Source organism: Cohnella sp. LGH (genome assembly GCF_017671885.1).
GTDB lineage: Bacteria > Bacillota > Bacilli > Paenibacillales > Paenibacillaceae > Cohnella > Cohnella phaseoli.
In genome coordinates, this window is record NZ_CP072117.1 from 4,719,655 (window position 1) to 4,737,806 (window position 18,152).

General features: G+C 55.7%; 20 protein-coding genes. 8 read left to right on the forward strand and 12 right to left on the reverse strand.

What is annotated here, in order from left to right; translation table 11 throughout:
* Positions 1 to 62: 62 nt before the first annotated feature.
* The 3 genes from J4772_RS20340 to J4772_RS20350 are packed head-to-tail and all read right to left on the reverse strand — an operon-like array spanning position 63 to position 3,750.
* A complete protein-coding gene (locus tag J4772_RS20340) occupies positions 63 to 2,165 on the reverse strand; it encodes a peptidoglycan D,D-transpeptidase FtsI family protein (protein ID WP_209071162.1) in 2,103 nt (700 codons plus the stop codon).
* Positions 2,162 to 3,310, reverse strand: coding sequence for a transglutaminase domain-containing protein (locus J4772_RS20345; protein ID WP_209071163.1), 1,149 nt, complete (start codon positions 3,308 to 3,310; stop codon positions 2,162 to 2,164). The genes J4772_RS20340 and J4772_RS20345 overlap by 4 nt, the downstream gene beginning before the upstream one ends.
* 5 nt (positions 3,311 to 3,315) lie before the next feature.
* Positions 3,316 to 3,750 (reverse strand): hypothetical protein, encoded by a 435-nt coding sequence (locus tag J4772_RS20350; protein ID WP_116062180.1) that lies wholly within the window; start codon positions 3,748 to 3,750, stop codon positions 3,316 to 3,318.
* Between the two features lie 179 nt (positions 3,751 to 3,929).
* On the opposite strand from J4772_RS20350, the gene J4772_RS20355 reads away from it, so the two are divergent.
* Complete coding sequence (locus J4772_RS20355; protein WP_209071164.1) at positions 3,930 to 5,123, forward strand: MFS transporter; 1,194 nt, start codon at positions 3,930 to 3,932, stop codon at positions 5,121 to 5,123.
* Between the two features lie 146 nt (positions 5,124 to 5,269).
* On the forward strand, positions 5,270 to 5,623 hold the full coding sequence (locus J4772_RS20360; protein ID WP_116062178.1) for a DNA primase: 354 nt from the start codon (positions 5,270 to 5,272) through the stop codon (positions 5,621 to 5,623).
* Positions 5,624 to 6,195: 572 nt separating this feature from the next.
* Here J4772_RS20360 and J4772_RS20365 read toward each other — a convergent pair.
* Together J4772_RS20365 and cyoE are read right to left on the reverse strand one after the other, a co-directional pair.
* Positions 6,196 to 6,915: an SCO family protein gene (locus J4772_RS20365; protein ID WP_209071165.1), complete on the reverse strand. Its 720-nt coding sequence runs from the start codon at positions 6,913 to 6,915 to the stop codon at positions 6,196 to 6,198.
* Positions 6,916 to 6,919: 4 nt separating this feature from the next.
* Positions 6,920 to 7,777, reverse strand: a complete 858-nt coding sequence (gene cyoE / locus J4772_RS20370; RefSeq protein WP_116062176.1) for a heme o synthase — start codon at positions 7,775 to 7,777, stop codon at positions 6,920 to 6,922.
* Positions 7,778 to 8,089: 312 nt separating this feature from the next.
* Between cyoE and gerQ the strand changes: the two genes are divergently transcribed.
* Positions 8,090 to 8,563, forward strand: a complete 474-nt coding sequence (gerQ, locus tag J4772_RS20375; RefSeq protein WP_371822685.1) for a spore coat protein GerQ — start codon at positions 8,090 to 8,092, stop codon at positions 8,561 to 8,563.
* On the opposite strand, the gene J4772_RS20380 is transcribed toward gerQ, so the two are convergent.
* Complete coding sequence (locus J4772_RS20380) at positions 8,533 to 8,826, reverse strand: hypothetical protein (protein WP_209071166.1); 294 nt, start codon at positions 8,824 to 8,826, stop codon at positions 8,533 to 8,535. The genes gerQ and J4772_RS20380 overlap by 31 nt on opposite strands.
* 68 nt (positions 8,827 to 8,894) lie before the next feature.
* Between J4772_RS20380 and J4772_RS20385 the strand changes: the two genes are divergently transcribed.
* Complete coding sequence (locus J4772_RS20385) at positions 8,895 to 9,878, forward strand: metal-dependent hydrolase (protein ID WP_209071167.1); 984 nt, start codon at positions 8,895 to 8,897, stop codon at positions 9,876 to 9,878.
* Positions 9,879 to 10,011: 133 nt separating this feature from the next.
* Here J4772_RS20385 and J4772_RS20390 read toward each other — a convergent pair whose 3' ends face one another.
* Positions 10,012 to 10,215, reverse strand: coding sequence for an alpha/beta-type small acid-soluble spore protein (locus J4772_RS20390; RefSeq protein ID WP_116062173.1), 204 nt, complete (start codon positions 10,213 to 10,215; stop codon positions 10,012 to 10,014).
* A 90-nt stretch (positions 10,216 to 10,305) separates the two neighbouring features.
* Between J4772_RS20390 and J4772_RS20395 the strand changes: the two genes are divergently transcribed.
* Positions 10,306 to 10,479: a DUF5325 family protein gene (locus tag J4772_RS20395; RefSeq protein WP_181917790.1), complete on the forward strand. Its 174-nt coding sequence runs from the start codon at positions 10,306 to 10,308 to the stop codon at positions 10,477 to 10,479.
* Here J4772_RS20395 and trpS read toward each other — a convergent pair.
* Positions 10,476 to 11,474, reverse strand: coding sequence for a tryptophan--tRNA ligase (gene trpS / locus J4772_RS20400; RefSeq protein WP_209071168.1), 999 nt, complete (start codon positions 11,472 to 11,474; stop codon positions 10,476 to 10,478). The two genes, J4772_RS20395 and trpS, sit on opposite strands and share 4 nt — an antisense overlap.
* Before the next feature lie 503 nt (positions 11,475 to 11,977).
* Between trpS and J4772_RS20405 the strand changes: the two genes are divergently transcribed.
* Together J4772_RS20405 and J4772_RS20410 are read left to right on the forward strand one after the other, a co-directional pair.
* On the forward strand, positions 11,978 to 13,072 hold the full coding sequence (locus J4772_RS20405; RefSeq protein ID WP_247740790.1) for a permease: 1,095 nt from the start codon (positions 11,978 to 11,980) through the stop codon (positions 13,070 to 13,072).
* 21 nt (positions 13,073 to 13,093) lie between these two features.
* A complete protein-coding gene (locus tag J4772_RS20410; RefSeq protein WP_209071169.1) occupies positions 13,094 to 14,143 on the forward strand; it encodes a TIGR03943 family putative permease subunit in 1,050 nt (349 codons plus the stop codon).
* A gap of 86 nt (positions 14,144 to 14,229) precedes the next feature.
* Here the strand turns inward: J4772_RS20410 and J4772_RS20415 are convergent, their stop codons facing one another.
* Together J4772_RS20415 and J4772_RS20420 are read right to left on the reverse strand one after the other, a co-directional pair.
* The gene (locus tag J4772_RS20415) at positions 14,230 to 14,628 is read right to left on the reverse strand and encodes an O-methyltransferase (protein WP_116062169.1); all 399 of its coding nucleotides are present in this window, start codon (positions 14,626 to 14,628) and stop codon (positions 14,230 to 14,232) included.
* Between the two features lie 211 nt (positions 14,629 to 14,839).
* Positions 14,840 to 16,621, reverse strand: coding sequence for a M3 family oligoendopeptidase (locus J4772_RS20420; protein ID WP_371822687.1), 1,782 nt, complete (start codon positions 16,619 to 16,621; stop codon positions 14,840 to 14,842).
* Between the two features lie 106 nt (positions 16,622 to 16,727).
* Between J4772_RS20420 and J4772_RS20425 the strand changes: the two genes are divergently transcribed.
* Positions 16,728 to 16,961 (forward strand): hypothetical protein, encoded by a 234-nt coding sequence (locus J4772_RS20425; protein ID WP_116062168.1) that lies wholly within the window; start codon positions 16,728 to 16,730, stop codon positions 16,959 to 16,961.
* 18 nt (positions 16,962 to 16,979) lie between these two features.
* On the opposite strand, the gene J4772_RS20430 is transcribed toward J4772_RS20425, so the two are convergent.
* Together J4772_RS20430 and J4772_RS20435 are read right to left on the reverse strand one after the other, a co-directional pair.
* Complete coding sequence (locus tag J4772_RS20430; protein WP_116062167.1) at positions 16,980 to 17,684, reverse strand: DUF2225 domain-containing protein; 705 nt, start codon at positions 17,682 to 17,684, stop codon at positions 16,980 to 16,982.
* 11 nt (positions 17,685 to 17,695) lie between these two features.
* Positions 17,696 to 18,121, reverse strand: a complete 426-nt coding sequence (locus J4772_RS20435; protein ID WP_116062295.1) for a globin domain-containing protein — start codon at positions 18,119 to 18,121, stop codon at positions 17,696 to 17,698.
* Between the last annotated feature and the right edge of the window lie 31 nt (positions 18,122 to 18,152).

The window sequence follows — 18,152 nt, forward strand, 5'->3', positions numbered from 1 at the left end:
AATTAACATCGGTTTGCCTCACTCAAATGAACTTCCTTTTTGCCAGCGTGCAACTTCACAAATTAAGGCTGAGCGACCGGCTCGCCGGCGTTAGCCGCAGCGTTATCGGCTCCCGCAGCTTCTCCCTCGGGAGTTCCGGAGGCAGGTTGAACGCCCCCGTACAGCTGAGGTCGCGGTTTGCCGTATAGGCCCACCTCGGCGTCGTACGCATCGAAAATTTGCCGCGCGATTGGAGCCGCCCCCCAGCCGCCGTAGCCGCCGTCCGGTACGACGACCGCGACAGCAAGCTTCGGTTTGTCGGCCGGCGCGTAAGCGATAAACACCGCGTTTTCCACCTTGCGGCGACTGCCGACGTCCTGCTGCGACGTTCCCGTTTTCCGCATGAATGTGTACGGGACATCATCGAAGCCTTGAACCTTAACCAAAGCCATTCCCTTCTCGATCTCTTTCCAATATTGCTCGGGAATTTCGATCGAATTCAGCATTTCCGGCTGGAAGCCCACAGTGACATTGCCGTCGACGTCGCGAATTTCCTGCACGAACTGCGGCTTCATCCGTTTGCCGTGGCTCGCCAGCGTCGCTGCATACTGCGCCAACTGCATCGCAGTATACTTCGCCTGCTGCCCCCAGGCAGACCTGATCAACGCGGACTGAAGCCCTTCCGTCTTCGTACTCTTAAAGTAATCGACGACACCCGCGGATTCGCCCTGAAGCCCACTGCCGGTCGTGACGCCCAAGCCGAACTGCTTCAAGTATTCATCCCATATATACAGGCCTTCATCACCTTTGTACTGGCGGAAAAGCTCATTGCCGATCATAGCGGACATGAAAGCATTGGACGATTTCGCGATTGCCTGCCACGCCGTAATTTTCCCGTTGGCCGCATTGCTGGCGTTCCAAATGCGCACCTCATGGCCTGCGCGCCCGAACTCGAAATAGCCCGGATCGTTAAAAGTTGTGTTTGGCGTAAACAGCTTCTCGTTCAAACCGATCAGCACGGACAGCGGCTTCTGAGTGGAACCGAGGTACACCAACGAGGATGGATGGTTTTTACGCTCATCGTACTCCTCGTACGGAGGCTGAACCTCCCGGATCGTGCCGTTGTACTGGAAAAATTGGATCGCATCGAGATCCTTCTGGCTGATACCGCCCTGCCATACGCTCGGGTCGTAATCCGGCATGCTGGCCATCGCGACGACTTTGCCCGTATCCACTTCCATGGCGACCGCGTAACCGGTCGTCGGCTTAGCGCTTTCGTACTGCTTGCCCTTGGCATGGCGCACAAATTCGATGTGCTCCATAATCGCCTTTTGCGCCTTTAACTGAACGCTGCGATTGATCGTCAGATACAGATTTTCGCCCTTGATCGGCTTGGTCAACTTCGCCGCTCCAATAATCTCGCCTCGATTGTTGACCGGATATTCCTTGTAGCCGTTGTTGCCACGCAGCTCGTCTTGATACATCAGCTCAAGCCCGTCGAATCCGACTTCCTCGGTACTAATGTATTTAACCCCGCTGTCGGTCTGGTTCTTGTCGATATCTTTATATTTGGGAAGATCCTGAGCTCCGCTCAGCCTCTTCATATATCCGATAAGCTGCACGGCGACACGGTCGTCGCTGTATTGGCGAATGCTCTCCTCGATGACGTCGATGCCCTTGAATTCTTGACGATGCTCGGAGAAATAAGCGATTTCTTCCTTTGTCAGCCCCGTCTTGATTCGCCGCTGCATATGCAGCTTGTGCACCTTGCCCTCCAAGTCCATGTCTTCATAAACATCCTGAACGGTAAGGGGAGCAGCATTCTTGTCGCCCAGACGGTCGAACACTTCGACAAGGCGAGCGGCAAGCGCCATCGCTTCGTCCTTCTTGATCTTCACATCCATCGTAAAATACAACGATTGCGTAGAGACCGAATAAGCGATCTCTTTCCCTGCCGAATCGTAAATGTTGCCCCGGATCGGAGGGACCGGAACGGTTCGGGAGCCGATTTGGTGCTCCTTTGCCTTCAGGTTGTCACCTTCCACAAACTGTAAATAGGCCAATCTTACGATCAATACGGAAAAGACGGCAAATGTAATGAAAAAAAATACGTTCAGACGGAAGCTGAAATGTCTTCTGTTGCGGACTTCCCGCTTCTGCGCTTCTTCTGTCAAGCCATTGCTCACCCGGTTGCCCCTCCTTGCCGTATATGAGTATCGGCGAATCCCGGAGGATCAAACCAATCCCCGGCATTTGCCCATGTCGAATCAAGCGGAATCCAACTCTGCTCTTCGTTCAAATAAACCTCGTTCCAGGCGTGCGGCCCGTATCCGCCGCGACCGTCGTAGCCAAGTCCGGTCACGACGCGAACGTCCAAGCCCGCCGCTCGGGCCATGGAAGCATACAGACGTGCGTAATCAATGCACACGCCTTTGCGCGTGGCGAACGTCGTCTCGGGATTTTGCTCCCGCCATTCGCCCAAATCCTCGTATGCTCGCACCTTATCGTGATCGTACGCAATGCGCGTCCCGACCCAATCGTACAGCGCCCGCGCCTTGTCTCTGTCATCGTTCGTTTCTTTCGTCACGGCCAGAGCCGCCTGCACGATGTCGTCGGGAAGCTCGGCGTCGATGACGTCATATCGCTTCTGCCATAGCCGGTCCAGCTCTCCGGACATCGCCTGGGCGAATACCGGAAGACGTTCCTCCAGCACGCTGCCCGCGGCGGGGCGGATAATCTGCGCCGCAACCTCCCGGTAAAGCCCCGACTGCTGAATATAATCCGTTAGCGGGCCTTGAGCAAACAGGGCACAGTAAGCGAACAGAGCAGCCGTAACCAGCAGCGCCCGGCCGGCTCCAAGAGCGGCTCCTAACGCGCCTCCGGCCGTACGGCTCACTAGTCCGCCCGAAGGCGAGCCATAGGAAGCAGGCTCCCGCATCTTCGGCAGCAGCGCCCGGGCGGCCCAACCGACAATCAGACGAACGAGCGCGTAGACGATCAGAAACAGTACCGCGAAGCGCAGCAGAGGCAAATCTCGCAAGCCGGTCGTCGCCGTGTAGAAGAACTGCGACCATCCGGAAGAATCCGGACTCGGACGCGACAGGCTGCGTTCTCCAAGCCAGCTCTGCAAGATCGGCGAAAGCTCCGAAGCGGCCACAGCCGCAAGCGCGACCGCAAGCACAGTCAGCGCAGCTTCTCCGAGAAAGAACGCAAGCCGCTTAACGGAACCCGATGCGCCTCTACGGACGCCCTGATACAAAGACAGAGCGATGATCGCGAGCAGTGCCCAGGTGACGAAATTGGCGTCAACTACCGTGCCCCAGCCCTTCATTCCCGTTACTTGGACGCTGCGCGCGCATTTTTGACAAACTCGCGCACTTCGCCCTCCATTTTCCACGTGCCCAACGAAATGCCCTTCAGCTTAACGGTAACCTCTCCGGAATTCGGCACCCCGGTCAGCTCAAGCGTATCCGTTGTGATCGTATAGGAGCCGTCCGCGTTCGTCTTGTAAACCGCCTTGCTCGCATCGCCGGCCATCGCCTTGATCGCCTGGTCCTTGGCTTCCTCCGACACCTTGGAGCCGACCTCCTTGATGTCTTCGATCGAATATCCACCGTAGGTGACGATACCGATTACAATCGCGGCGACAAGCACCCACTTGAGCACTGTTTTGACCACTTTGAGCACGATCAGGATCACAATGATCGCAATCGCGATGACGATCCAATTATCTTGCAGAAATGTGAGCCAAGCGTCCGTATTCAAATTCATCCCAACCCCCTCCTTCAAAGTTCATCTCTCGAATTCACATAGCTCCTATTATACCGTAACCGTTCGCCCCCAGTAAACGACGGGCATATCCGCGGGAGATCGGACGTAAAAGTAGGATAAGCCGCGATTGCGGACAAGAGGGGATTTGTCCCCGCATCGATTAGGAGGTCGCGGAAAACATGAAAACCGCCGTTTGGCTTTATTTATTTTTGTTCGTTGCGTTTTTTGATCTGCATGCCCAGTACCCGATGCTTACTCCGTTCGCCGTCTCTCTCGGAGCCGCTCCGTCGTTTATCGGCCTGGTGATGGGCATGTACTCCTTGACTCATCTGCCCGGCAACCTGATTGCCGGCATCGCGGTCGATCGCCGCGGCAGTCGTCTGTTCATCTCCATGAGCCTGATCGGCGCGGGCATTCTGCTGCTCCTCCAGGCTCGCGTAACCGACCCGTGGCAGCTGCTGTACATTCGCTCAGCCAGCGGCTTTGTGCTGGCCTTCCTGTCGCCGGCGTGCATGTCCCTGCTCGCCAGATTGGCGAAGACTCATATTCAACAGGGCAAGCTGATGGCCGGCAACGGTCTCGTGCACACGCTCGCCTCCGTCATCTCCCCCGCCGCGGGAGCGATTCTGGCCGCCAAGCTCGGCTTCGGCCCGGCTTTCGCGCTGCTCGGCTGGGTGCTGCTCGTCACAGGCATTCTGTCGCTGTGGTTTGTCAAAGAGCCTCCTGTAGCCGACAACCCTTCGCCAAGCGTTGTCGAGCTCGCGGCCGATCCGAAGCAGCCGGAGAAGATGGCGCAGGTTCCGACCGGCATGGGTTTCCCTTGGGCCGTATTTTTCCTGCCGATCGGCATGGCGTGCGCGCAGGGCATACTTGCCTTCGAGCTGCCGCTGCGGGGCACGGACGCCGCAACGATTATGAGCACCGGCATTTTATTTTCCATCATCAGCCTCGGCTCTCTCGTCACGCTCGGCATGCTATTCCTGAACCGTTACTTGCCGTATTTCCGCACAGTCGGCGGAGTGATGCTGCTGGCGCTCTGCTACTACGGACTGGCCTCCGAGTGGTCCGTATCCTTGCTGACGCTGCTGTTCGTGATCGGGATGGCCAAAGGCGTCATCTTCCCGGCGATGACATCATTCCTGCTCCAGCTCAGCGGCCCGTCCCGTTACGGACGGACGTTCTCGATGCTGTCCATTTCGCTGTCGATCGGCTCCTTTCTCGGCCCGGTGGCTGCCGGGGCGGTGAGAGATCATTTCTCGCCCTATTTTTTGTCCTTTCTCGCGCTGATGCTGGCCCTGACCTTCCTGTTCCCGCGCGCCGCCTTCAAAATGAACTGGAATCCCAATTCGGCGATCCCTCCGCATGCCCATTGAGGCGATCGTTAAGCGGCGGCATTGGAGAAAATGGTACAATAAAAGTGCGTGTACAAAAAATACGATTATCAGCAGCAAAAAGTTGGATAAAGAGCCGGCTAAATTAAAATTTGACGTCGAATAAGTAGCGACCGGAGGAATTCGACTTGGACATCGCCATCATCGTCGAAGGAAAAAACGACAAAAGCCGTCTCTCCCGCGTCCTCGTTCCGGAAGTGCCGATCTACTGCACGTTCGGAACGTTGAATACGGATCGCATCGAAACGCTTCGCAAGGAAGTCGGAGACAGCCACGTGTATCTGTTCACCGACCACGACGCCTCCGGGCGGCGCATTCGGGGCATTCTGCGCGACGTATTTCCCGATGCCGATCATATCTACACGCGCAGAGGCTATATGGGAGTCGAAGGAACGCCCGAGGAATATTTAATCCAGCAGCTCGAGAAGGCGGGGCTGGAGGAGTACATTGTTTATCCGGAGCCGGACAACCCTTTTGCGTAACGGGCTGCCAGCGAGCGATGTGCAAAAACGGGCGGGTTTATCAGCACTAGACGCGTAATGTGGCTGAACTTAGATCCGCTCGGCGGAAAATAAAGAGGAAAATCCGCTATACGTATGCCGTGGCACCCATTTCGAGCCATTTAAACCGTGTTTCCCTCTCTCCTACCTAATCATGACCCACAACGTTTACAATTTATTGGATATTAAACCTTTACGACGGATCTATTTGCACACATGAGCTTACGCAGGGAAGTTAGTCGGAAATTCGTACAACGCAGCTCGAACCAGGCTTAAATGGCGGACTTTTGTAGGAAAAACCGCACAAAGCAACTCGGATCAGACTCAAACGACGAACGTTTGTAGGAAAAACCGTATAAATCAACCAGGATCAGAAATTATATGTCACTAAAGCATCTGCAATGATTATACGAATATCTTATGGAATTATCTGGAGGTGTTGTGGGGCATGATTAGCTCTCCTACCGCCTCCTGCCAAAACAAAAAACCGTGCCTATCGCAAAAGAGGCTCATCGCTTCCATTTGCTTTAGGAACGGTTTTTTAACTGTTGCGTTTAGAGAAGGCTTTTGATTTTCTTGGTCAGTTCGCTCGGGCTGAGCTTCTCCCCGGTTCCTTCAAGATCGATAAAGTCGTTGGCCGAAATCCAGTCGCGGATTTGCCCCTTCTCATCCAGCAGCACGATCAGATTCATATGACCGAAATTGCCTTCGTTGTCCTTCTGTACGAGAATGGAGTATTTCTTGGCCAGCTCTGCCGTTTCCAGTTCGTCTCCCCGCAGGAACTTCCAGCCTTCCTGATCGGCGTCGAACCGCTCGGCGTAGTTCTTAAGCAGCTCCGGCGTATCGCGGTCCGGATCGATCGTCACGGAGAGGAACTGCACGTCTTTGCCGAACAAGCCTTCTTCCTTGAGCTCGTCCTGCACTTCGGACATGACGAACGTCGTCGGCGGACAGACGTCCGGGCAATTCGCGAAGAAGAAGTAGAGCAGCCGCACTTTGCCGTTCGTGCCGCTCAGCGATACGGTCTCGCCGTTGATATCGGAGTAGGAAAACTCGGTTCCCTGCCCTTGCACGGGAAGTTCGTCCTTCTTGTTCTGCTGCTGCAGAATGAAATATCCCATGATGACGCACAGCGCCAGCACAACAAGCGAGAAGCCGTAGCGCTGAAGCCATGGTTTCTGAGGCCCGTTCTGCTTGACGGGCTCCATAACGACGTCCTCCCCGGCAGATGTCGGCTGCTCGGGCTGTTTGTTCTCATCCTTGGACAAATCCATTGTGTTACACCCCCGTCGTATTTAGCACCATCGTAAAAAACATAATCATCAAGTAGTTGATCGAAATGATAAAATCTCTTTTCGCCCACTTCTCGTCATCCTTGGCCCGCAACCCGCCAGCCGCATGCACAAACCACAGGGCAGCGATTCCGACGGATAAGATCAGAAAATAAATGCCTACGTAATCGTAATAGTACATCAGTATGGATGCGGGGATGAGCAGCAAGATGTACGGAAGCATCTGCCATTTCGTTCTCGTGACGCCTTTGACGACCGGCAGCAGAGGAAATCCGGCCGCTCTGTATTCCTCCTTGCGACGAATCGCCAGCGACCAGAAATGGGCCGGCTGCCACAGAAACAGAAGCGCGAACAAGATCCAGGCCCCCGCGTCGACATCGTTCGTCACTGCACAATAGCCGATCACCGGCGGCATCGCGCCGGAGATTCCCCCGACGGACGTGCTCCAGGTCGAGCTGCGTTTCAGCCACATCGTATAGATAACTATGTAGACGAACATGCCGAGCAAGCCCAACCAGCCCGTAAGCGGATTAACAAGCAGGAATAGCACGGCGAGACCGGCGAGACCAAGCGCAATTCCATATCCGAGCACGAAGCCGGGAGACACTCTCTGCTGCGGAAGCGCCCGGTCGCGCGTACGTTCCATTTTCAAGTCGAGATCCCGGTCCCAGTAGTTGTTGATGACGCAGGACGAAGCCATCGTTAAGGTCGATCCGACCAGCATCCAAATTAGAATCCATATATCCGGTTCCCACTTGGAAGCAACCCAATAACCGCCGAAAGCGGCGATCAGGTTCAAGCGTATAATTCGCGGCTTGGTTAAGGCCACTAGATCTTTAAGCACGGAGGCTCCTCCTTTATGCAAGCAAGCGGCATTCCTGATGTCTGTTCAATGATACCGCAAATCTTCAAGCATTGACAATGTTCGCCTATCCGAGTTCATCAAATCGCCACTACATCGGAGCGAGCCGGGCAAGCCGGCGCGATAAATCGGTTCGCCCAGTCACATAATCCGGGCTTTTTCAATACACTGTATTGCGACAATCGCCCAGCGCCTCAGCGACCGACATGGGCGACTTGATTAAAAGAGGGTGGCATATGATTGGCAAGCGCCGATTGTCCAAACCTGTATTAACATTATAAGGAGGATATACGAATGTTAAATAACAAAATGCCCTGGGGCGGTTACGCCCAGCCTCAAGCCGCGATGCCGATGAACGCCGCCGTCCCGATGCCCGTGAACGCCGCCGGAGCCGGCATGCAGGGCATGATGCCGACGAACACGATGGTGCAGGGCGCGATGACTCCGCCGATGATCCCTGCCGGCTCGTCGATCGGCCCGACAGGAGCCGCTCTGCCCGTGATGCCGGGCCAGCAGGAGGAATCCTACGTTGAAAATATTTTGCGCATGAACTTGGGCAAAGTTGCAACGCTGTACATGACCTACGAGAACAATTCCGAGTGGAACGCAAAAATTTTCAAGGGCATATTGGAAGCGGCTGGCCGAGACCACATTATTATTAGCGATCCGGTAACGGGCAAGCGCTACCTGCTGCTCATGCTGAATCTGGACTACATTACGTTCGACGAGCCGCTGAACTACACGCTGCCCTTCGGCAGCAACCGCTGACGGAAGGTCCATATTCTCAATCCGCTGCGGCCTCCCTTCACCCATTGCTCCATTTCCCTCCAGGAACGCCCGTCGCGGCGTTCCTGTTCCATTATCGCCGCCTCGACCTCCGTCTCCGCTCTGCGAATTTCCACAAACACGCCCGGCTGCGCCGTATTCTCGGCGAACTCGGCGTCCCTCCACAGCTCTGGACGAGCGTCGGCCCATTCGAGAAACCTTTCGCGCGTCTCCTCCGGAATGACATACTCGCAAAACAAAATCAAGGCGCTTCATCTCCCTTCATATTTTATAGCCGTTACGTCCATACTGAGCAGATAAGGGGGCTAAAGTAATGGACACCGGTACGCATTTCGTGTTTGGCCTGGGCTTGGGAGGACTGGCCATGACAGATCCCGTCATCGCTTCGCACGCCTACGGTCCGATCGCCATTCTGATCGGCACCGTCGCAGGCTCGAACGCGCCCGACCTGGACGGTCTGCTCCGCTTCAAAAGCAATGCCGATTATATCAAAAACCATCGCGGCTTGTCTCACTCTTTTCCGGCAATCGTCGGTTGGACCGCGCTGATTACCACCGTTATCGCGGTTTCGTTCCGCGGCATTCCCTGGTGGCATATCGCCTTCTGGGTTTTGCTGGCCGTCGTCGTCCATGTGCTAAGCGATCTGTTCAACTCCTACGGAACTCAGGCTTACCGTCCGCTGAGCAAGCAATGGGTCGCGTGGAACATCATCCACATCTTCGATCCATTTATTTTTTTCGCCCATCTGTTTGCGATCTTGCTCTGGATATCCGGAATCGCCGTTCCGCAGGTCATTTTTCCCGTGCTGTACGTGCTGCTCGGCATTTATTACGGATGGCGAACACTCGCGCATCGCAGACTGTCCGGCAAGATCGCCGGCCACGATCCCGAAGGACAGCCCGGCGATCGTTATACGCTGCTGCCGACCATCTCGCTGTATCGCTGGAACGTCGTCCGGGTATCGGAGGATTGCACTTACGGCATCGGGGAATGGAACAACGGGAAAATGAAATGGGTGGACGTGCTCAAATGCGATGAACACCCGGCCATCGACGCCTCCAAGCAGCATCAGGACGTTCAAGCTTTTCTAAGCGTGACGCCCTTCCCCTGCGGATTGGTAAAGACGCATACGTGGGGATATGAGGTGCGCTGGGTGGATGTCCGTTACCGCTACCGCAAGCAATACCCGTTCGTAGCCGTCGTATTGATGGACTTGAACCTCGCTCCGCTTCAATCGTATGTCGGCTGGCTGAGCGACGACAGGCTGGAAAAACGACTGCGAATGAACTCTTATTGAGACCCAGGGTTTATTGAGACGCCGCTCCCGAATCCGTCGGATCGGGGGCGGCCTCTTGACGTTTGTTTGCCGGAGGGGCACAATATGAAAAGCCCGAGGGGTTTCCTCGGGCTTTCGGTCCGAACCGAAGTTCTTAGCGACCGGAAAGTTGTTGCTCGGCCATTTGAACAAGCTTCTTGGTGATATAACCGCCGAGGGAACCTGCATCGCGGGATGTTACGTTGCCGTAATATCCGTCCGCTGGGATTTGTACCCCCAGAGATTGTGCAGCTTCCATTTTCATGCTTTGCAATGCCGCTTTGGCTTGCGGTACAACAAGTTGGTTGCTTGATGCCATGATTGAAGTCTCCCTTCGCCTTAATGATTGGTTTGCAAGCTTGCCAACTTAGTATGCTAGATACGAAGAAAAATATGCGAGGTGAAATTGATGAGTAAAACTTTGTCACTCTTGTTCGCCATTTTGTCCGTGATCGGCATGCTGGCCACGGCTTTCTCGATCAGCTACAACGGCTGGCTGGCGCTGCTTCTCGGCGTCGTAACCCTGTTTGTTACGGGCCTCGGATTCATCGTCAAGGCGAAGCTAAGAAAAAAATCCGTTTAGCGTTTGAGCGGCAGAAAACCCATCGCTTCCTTCGCCTTGGCCAGCGTCTGCTCGGCCACGGCGTTCGCACGCTCGGCTCCATCGCGCAAAATGCGGTGAATTTCGCCGGAGGAGCGCACATCCGTATAGATGCGCTGCATCGGCTCCAGCGCCGCGACGACGACTTCGGCTAAATCTTTTTTGAACGCGCCGTAGCCTAGGCCTTCGTAAGCGGCCTGAACTTCCTCGACCGTCTTGCCCGAGCATTGGCCGTAGATCGTCATCAAGTTGCTGACCTCCGGCTTGTTTTGCACATCGTACACGACCTCCCGGCCCATGTCCGTCTTGGCTCGGGATATTTTTTTGCGGATTTCGTCCGGCGTGTCGAGCATCGAGATGTAGCTTCCCGCGCTGGGGCTGCTCTTGCTCATTTTCTTCGTGCCTTCCTCCAAGGACATAATGCGCGCTCCTTGCTTTGGAATGAACGGGTCCGGGATAACGAATGTGTCGCCGTAGCGGTGATTAAACCTTCCGGCCAAATCGCGCGTCAGCTCCAAATGCTGTTTCTGGTCGTCGCCCACAGGAACAAGCGTCGGGTTATAAAGCAAAATATCGGCCGCCATCAATGCCGGGTAGACGAACAGCCCCGCTCCTACCGCTTCCTTGCCCTCGGATTTGTCCTTGAATTGCGTCATCCGTTCCAGTTCGCCCATGTACGACATCGTCGTCAGCAACCAGCCCAGCTCGGCGTGCGCGGGCACGTGCGACTGAATGAAGATTGCCGCCTGCGACGGATCAAGGCCTGCGGCCACGTACAGCGCGGCTACGGACTCGGTCTGCTCCCGCAGCGCCGCCGGCTCCTGGGGAACCGTGATTGCGTGCAGGTCCGCGATCATGAAGTAACAGTCGTGCTCATGCTGCAGGGCCACGAAATTTTTCATCGCGCCGATGTAGTTGCCGATCGTCAGTTTGCCGCTGGATTGAATGCCGGATAGTACGCGTTGCTGCTTGGACATAGTCAATTCGCTCCTTTTTTTCGAGAAAATAAAAAAAGCCTTCCTCCGCAAGGGACGAGGAAAGCCGTGGTACCACCCTTATTCGTATCGCGACGCCTTCCGGCTTAGCGCGATACCTTAGCGTTCCTGTAACGGGGAACAGCCGGGAAAGCATCGGACGGAGGTCTGCGCCGCATGACGTGCTCGTGCGCGGTTCATCTCCATCGTTCCTCTTCCAGCTCCAAGATCCATTCCGCATGGCGTGCGTACCGGCTTCCAGCCAATCACCGGCTCTCTGTGAGCGCTCCGTCCAGACGTACTTGTTCTCTTCGTCGCTGAATATATTTTAGTTGTTACCCATTATACCCCGCCGCACCGCGTTGTCAACCTCGTGGGCTCGAGATGCGGTTGAGCGATTCTTCGCGTGCGGCTCTTTAGGTAAATCAAAAGTCATGAATGCCAAACGTACAAGTATAGTGTATAATAATCGTAATAATTACTATTAGAGATAAGGATGTGAAACGGTGCACGACAGGTGGATGAAATGGACTACCGCTGCGGCTTCGGCCGTGTGCGCCTTGCTTTTGGCGCTCATTTTTTTCGGGCGGGATGGGTCCGGCTGGATTTTGGACAATACGAGGCTGCAAAATTTCAAAATCGTTTTCATCAGCATTATCCTCGAAGCGCTGCCCTTCCTGCTGATCGGCGTAATTATATCGGCGCTGCTTCAGGCGTTCGTGTCGGACGGGCTCGTGCGCAAGCTGACTCCCCGCAATCCGGTAGCGGGCGTACTGTTCGGCACCCTGCTCGGCATCGTTCTGCCTCTGTGCGAATGCGGCATGATTCCGATCGTGCGCAGACTCATGCGCAAAGGCTTGCCCGCTTACATAGGCCTTATCTACATCGTGGCCGGTCCGATTATCAATCCCGTCGTGTTCGGCGCCACATTCCAGGCTTTCCGCTCGAACGAGGATCTTGCTTACTCTCGCTTTTATTTGGCGTTCTTCGTGTCCGTCGCGCTGGGTTTCATTTTGTACGCCCGGCTGAAGCGCAGCCCGCTGAAGGAGGATCGCCCTGGTTCTGGCACTGCCGCAGTCTCCTCCCATGCAGATCATCAACACTCTCACGGCCATCTCCATCATGAACATCATCATAACCATAGCTCTCATAGCCATCATCACGATCATAGCGACCCTAACGCGCCGTTTGTCAAGAAGCTTGCCGCGACACCCTCGCACATCGCCGACGAGTTTTTCGAGATGGGCAAATATTTGATTCTCGGCTCGTTGATTACCGGTCTGATGCAGACGTTCATCACGCGTTCGTCGTTCGCCGCCGTCGCCGACCACGAGCTGTTATCCCATCTGTTCATGATGGCCTTCGCCTACGCGCTGTCTCTCTGCTCGACTTCGGACGCGTTTGTGGCGGCTTCGTTCGGCAATGTGTTCCCGCCCGCCGCGCTGTTGTCGTTCCTTGTGGTGGGGCCGATGCTCGATTTGAAAAACACGCTAATGATGCTTGCCGTCTTCCGCAAAAAATTCGTCCTGAAATTCAGCCTGCTGATCGCCGTGCTTGTGCTCCTCGGTTCGCTTGCGTTCGATCGGCTGGGATTCGTCTAAGGATCATCTAAGGAGGCTCCTATGTCCAAATCAACCGTACTTGCATTACATTACGCTGCCAGAGCCATCGTGCTAACCGGCTTTGCGCTGCTGATCGTGCATCTTGTCCGCTCCGGCAATCTGAATCTGTATATCGCCGAACGGATGCAATTCATCGTCAAGCTGTCGGCGCTGGGGCTCTATGCGGTCGCCGCTCAGCAGCTGTATTCGGCCATCCGCGCCTTCTTCGAGAAAGAAAGCCACGGCCCGGATTGCGGCTGCCAGCACGAAATGCCCGCGTCCTGGGGCAAAAGCCTGCTCCTTTACGGCTGGTTCGCGCTTCCGCTGCTCATTGGCTACGCCGTTCCGGACGGGCTGCTTGGCAGCAGCATGGCTTCGGCCAAAGGCGTTCAATTCGCGCCCCAGACAACAGTCGTAAGCGAGCCTCGGGGCGGAAGGGCGTCGGAGCCGGCGCCGTCCCCCGAGCTGCCCGTTCCTTCGGCAAGCGCAAGCTACGTCGATACGCCCGCGCCTACCGCGAGCAAACCCGCAGCCGAACCGAAGCCGACCGCTCAGGAGAGCGCGTCTCCCGGTTCTGCTGCTGCCGCGCCAGATCGCGAGCTGTCGCCTGAAGAGCTTGACCTTCTGTTCCCGTCCGACAATTTTACCGAGGCTTACGCCGCTTACGGTAAAAAGCTGTACTCGCGCGATCTCATTCACGTGACACCCAAATGGTACATCGAAACGCTCACCACGATTGATCTGTACCGCGACGCCTTCCTCGGCAAAACGATCGAGATCAGCGGCTTCGTCTACCGCGAAGCCGGCATGGGGCCCAAGCAGTTCGGCGTCAGTCGTTTTGCCATCAACTGCTGCTCGGCGGATGCGTCCCCTTACGGCGTTATGGCCAAGTTCGGACATGCGGATACGCTTGAGACCGACGAATGGGTGTCCGTAACGGGAACGCTCGGAACGACTTCTTATAACGACATCGACATTATTCAGATCGACGTTACCAAGGTCGTTAAAATTCCGGCCCCGGAGGACCCTTACGTGTCCCCTGACTTCGACTTCGGATTGGAGCAGCGCTAACGCAACGAAAGGGCTATCCGTCAAGTCGATATTCGACTCTTGACGGATAGCCCCTTGTGTTTCTTATGTATTTCTCCGTTTAACCGTTAACCGTTGGAAGCCTCTCTGCGTTCGCGACTCTTCGGGGAATAGCGAAACATCAGGTTCGCCATGTTATAATTGGATTCGAACTGAACACTGACGAGTACACGCCCCTGCTTCAACACGAAATCGTAAGAAATTTCTCCATGCGTCCAACCGCTCTTATGCCTTAATGCCTCAATAGCCAGCTGCCGCAATTCAAGCACCTGCTCAGCCGTCATCCCCGCAGCGACGGGAGAGCGATTGCCGCAATCGACGGGAAGATGGCGGATGCCGAATCTGCCGACCGAATCCTCCCGAATTTGCAGTACGATCGTGCCGGCCGTCATTCCTTTCAATTCTCTTCCCAGTCTCTCCAAAGCCAAGTCGATCTGACGGGCCAAAGAAATTTGGTTAGATGACATTATACTCCTCCTTCGCGCTTGGTTTCTCTATTACTTCCGACAAATCCAAAGTATTCCATTCGGGACTTCGGACTCAGTATAATTGAATTTTTAGAATATTTCAATGATTTTGTCTACTCAAAAGTAAATAAAATAGGAAAAAAGCATGAAATCGTTCGAAACGAAGCGTTTCATGCCTTTTCCCGCCGCAACGGCGTGCGCAGTCGCTACCTTACGGCTTACACAAAGCGGCGAATGCGTCCACATCGGAGACCGCCTTGGCAACCGCATCGTTCCAAAATTCCGGCTCGTCCAGGCGTACGCCAAGATGGCGAAACGCCAGCTCCTCGACGGTCATGACCGCGGTATCGCGCAGCAGAGCGTCGTACCGCTCGGCGAAAGCTTCGCCTTCCTTGGCGGCTACCGCTGCAAGCCCGGTGCTGAATAAATACCCGAACGTATACGGAAAATTGTAAAAAGGGACGTCCGTCAAATAAAAGTGCAGCTTAGACGCCCAGAAATGGGGATGCCAGCCGCCCAGCTCATCGCCGAACGCTTCTCGCTGAGCTTCCGTCATCAGCTCTCCCAGCTCCGTGGCCTCGAGCATACCCGAAGCGCGGCGGTCATAGAAGCGCGTCTCAAACAGGAAACGCGCGCGGATGTTCATGCAGAAGGCGACCGCCCGCTGCAGCCGTTCGTCCAGCAGAGCAAGCTTCTCGGCGTCGCTCTCAGCTCTGCTCAGCAGCGCGTCGCTGACGATCGCCTCGGCGAAGGTGGAGGCGGTCTCGGCCACGTTCATCGCGTACTCCTGCGCCAGCGGCGGCAGCTCTTGAACGAGCTGCGCATGGTAGGCGTGCCCGAGCTCATGCGCCAGCGTGGACACATTGCCGGGCGTCCCGGAATACGTCATGAAGATTCGGCTTTGGCGGCCAATCGGGAAGCTTGTGCAGAAGCCCCCCGGCCTCTTGCCCGGGCGATCCTCCGCTTCGATCCAATCGTCGGCGAACGCCGTCCGCGCCAATTCCGCCAATCGGGGCGAAAACTGCGCAAAGGCATCCGTAATGAGCGAAGCCGCCTCATTGTACGGGATTTTAGACTGGGTGGAAGCGACCGGAGCGTCCACATCGTGCCAGCTTAGCTTATCTTTACCCAGCATCCGAGCCTTAAGCGCCAAATAGCGCTTAAGCGGCTCGACGCTGCCCTCTACCGCTTCCCACATCGCATCAAGCGTTTGGCGGCTCATGCGATTAATTGCCAGAGGCTCCTTGAGCGGATCGCTCCAGCCGCGAAGACCGTATAGCTTCAGCCGGAAGCCGGCGATCCGGTTCAGCGCGTCCGCTCCCAGGTCCGCTTGCTCCGCCCAGGCCGCCTCCCATTTGGCCGCCATTGCGTCGCGCACGGCCTGAGATGGATCGTCCAGCTTGTTGGCCGCTTGCCCTGCGGAGAGATGAACGGTGCTGCCATCCTCCTCCCAAGCAATCGCGATTTTTCCGACAACCATATTGTAGTGCTCGCCCCAACCGTGATAGCCATCCACGGCAAGCTCGCTGGCAACCGCCTCCAGCGCCGGAGGAAGCTTCTCCTTCGCGAAGTCTCGCTTCTCGCTAAGCGGGAACAGCACAGCGGCAAGCTCCGACTGCGCCATCCAGGCCTCCCAGTTGGAATCGGGAACGAGCGACAGCTTCGCGTCGAACAGATCGGAAGCCTGCTTGTAGCGAGCCGCCAACGTCTGAATTTTCTCCGTCCAGCCCACCGCCCGCTTGTCGCTTAAATTTTGGGACGTCAAGCAGGCGACGAAGGAATCGGCTTCCCGCAGTCTGGCGAGCGTCTCTTGCAGCTTAGCCGTCCAGCCCGCAAGCAGTCGCTCGTCGGGAACGGAGTCACCGCTGGTCTGGAGCTCCTTGAGCAAAGCGGCGCAGCCCGCTTCGGCTTCCTCCACGAAAGCCGCGAAATCAGGCGAAGAGGAACCGCCCGCGAAGAGCGACTCCAGGTTCCATATCGGTTTTGTCATCATCTCACTGCTCCATTCTTATTGCGTTAGGGCGTTGCCGTAAGGTATCTTTAAGAGGTTATTCAAAGAGCCCAATTTTGATCGCGAAGCAGACAAGGAGAGGACTACATTGATTCCTTTAAGCCATAGTTTGCCCTACGATATACTGATGCAGGACGTCATCGCTCAGGAATGCCCCTACTGCCGAAGCTCCAACGTCCGCCTGCCGCTTACTCCCGAAGAGGTAAGGGATATGTACGGCGGCGCCCGTAAAAGAACGATCGTTTTCCCCTGCTGCCAAGGGACTCTGCGCATTATCGATGCGGATCGGGACTACCTGCTTGCCAACCGTGCCATTCGGTAGCAGCTACAGCAGCAGGGCTTACGACGCCCCGTTCTCGACCATTTCCTCCGGAAGCTCAAGACCTTGTCCGGTCATCTCTTCCCGAATGCCCTGCCATTGCTCGCGTGATGCGCGAATCATCGCAGCGTCGACGATTTTCTTATCGTGAATGACCCTTCCGAACCATCGGACGGCTTCATGATAATTGCCCAGTCGCTTGTTCAGCTCCCCGATCAAGTACATCAACCGAGCCGGGCTGGTCGTGTCGCTCGCCGTCTCGTACACCCGAACGTAAGCGTCCAGAGCGAATTGCAGGAAGCGGTCTTCCTGCTCCTTCTTACCGTCGTAACGGTACAGCCAGGCGATATGGTGAAGCAGAGCGGCGATGACCCGATCCTTCTCCCCGATCGACTGAGCCGTGAGCAGGCTGAGCTTGTAGCATTCCAATGCATCCTGCGCGCTGCGTTCCCCTCCGTAGTCCCGATTTTTCCAGTGGCTTCCCATTTTATCGTAATAGATCGCCTTCTGCTTCTCGTTGATCGTTTCCGAAAAATTTTCCGTCGATGCGAAGCCGCAATACGGACATACCCTTACGACGTAATAATCCGGGTTCACCGTTTTGAAATAGGAGCAGAAATCGGTATCCGCCCTCACCGCTCTCTTCAAGCTTGGCCGAACTCTAGAGGTTTGAAAGCTCTGTTCGCAGCAGATGCAAGTCACTTTAATCTGGAAGAGCGGTTCCATAACGGGCCTCCTTAAGAGTGAGATGATTCGGATTCGGTATTGATAAAATGATGCGCCGGACCAGACAGCCGTTCGATCGTCAGCTTCTGCAGCGATTCGGGAACGCCGGTTTCGGACAACGCTTCAGCCATGCACGCCAGCCATGCCTCGGCGCGCTCGGGCGTAATCGGGAACGGCAAATGACGAGCTCTCATCATCGGATGCCCGTATTCGTCGGAATAAAGCGGCGGACCGCCCAGAAATTGCGATAGAAACAAAAATTGTTTCTCCATAACAGGATGAATATCTTCCGGAAATAGAGGACCGAGCAGCGGGTGCGCTTGAACCTTCGGATAAAAACGGGTCACGATCTCCCGGATCGTCTCGGCTCCCCCGATCGCATCGTAAATCGTTGCGTAGCTGGACACAATTGCGCCTCCTGTATCACATCGCGGCATCGGCATGCGCGCGATAGCCTAGAATAGGTTG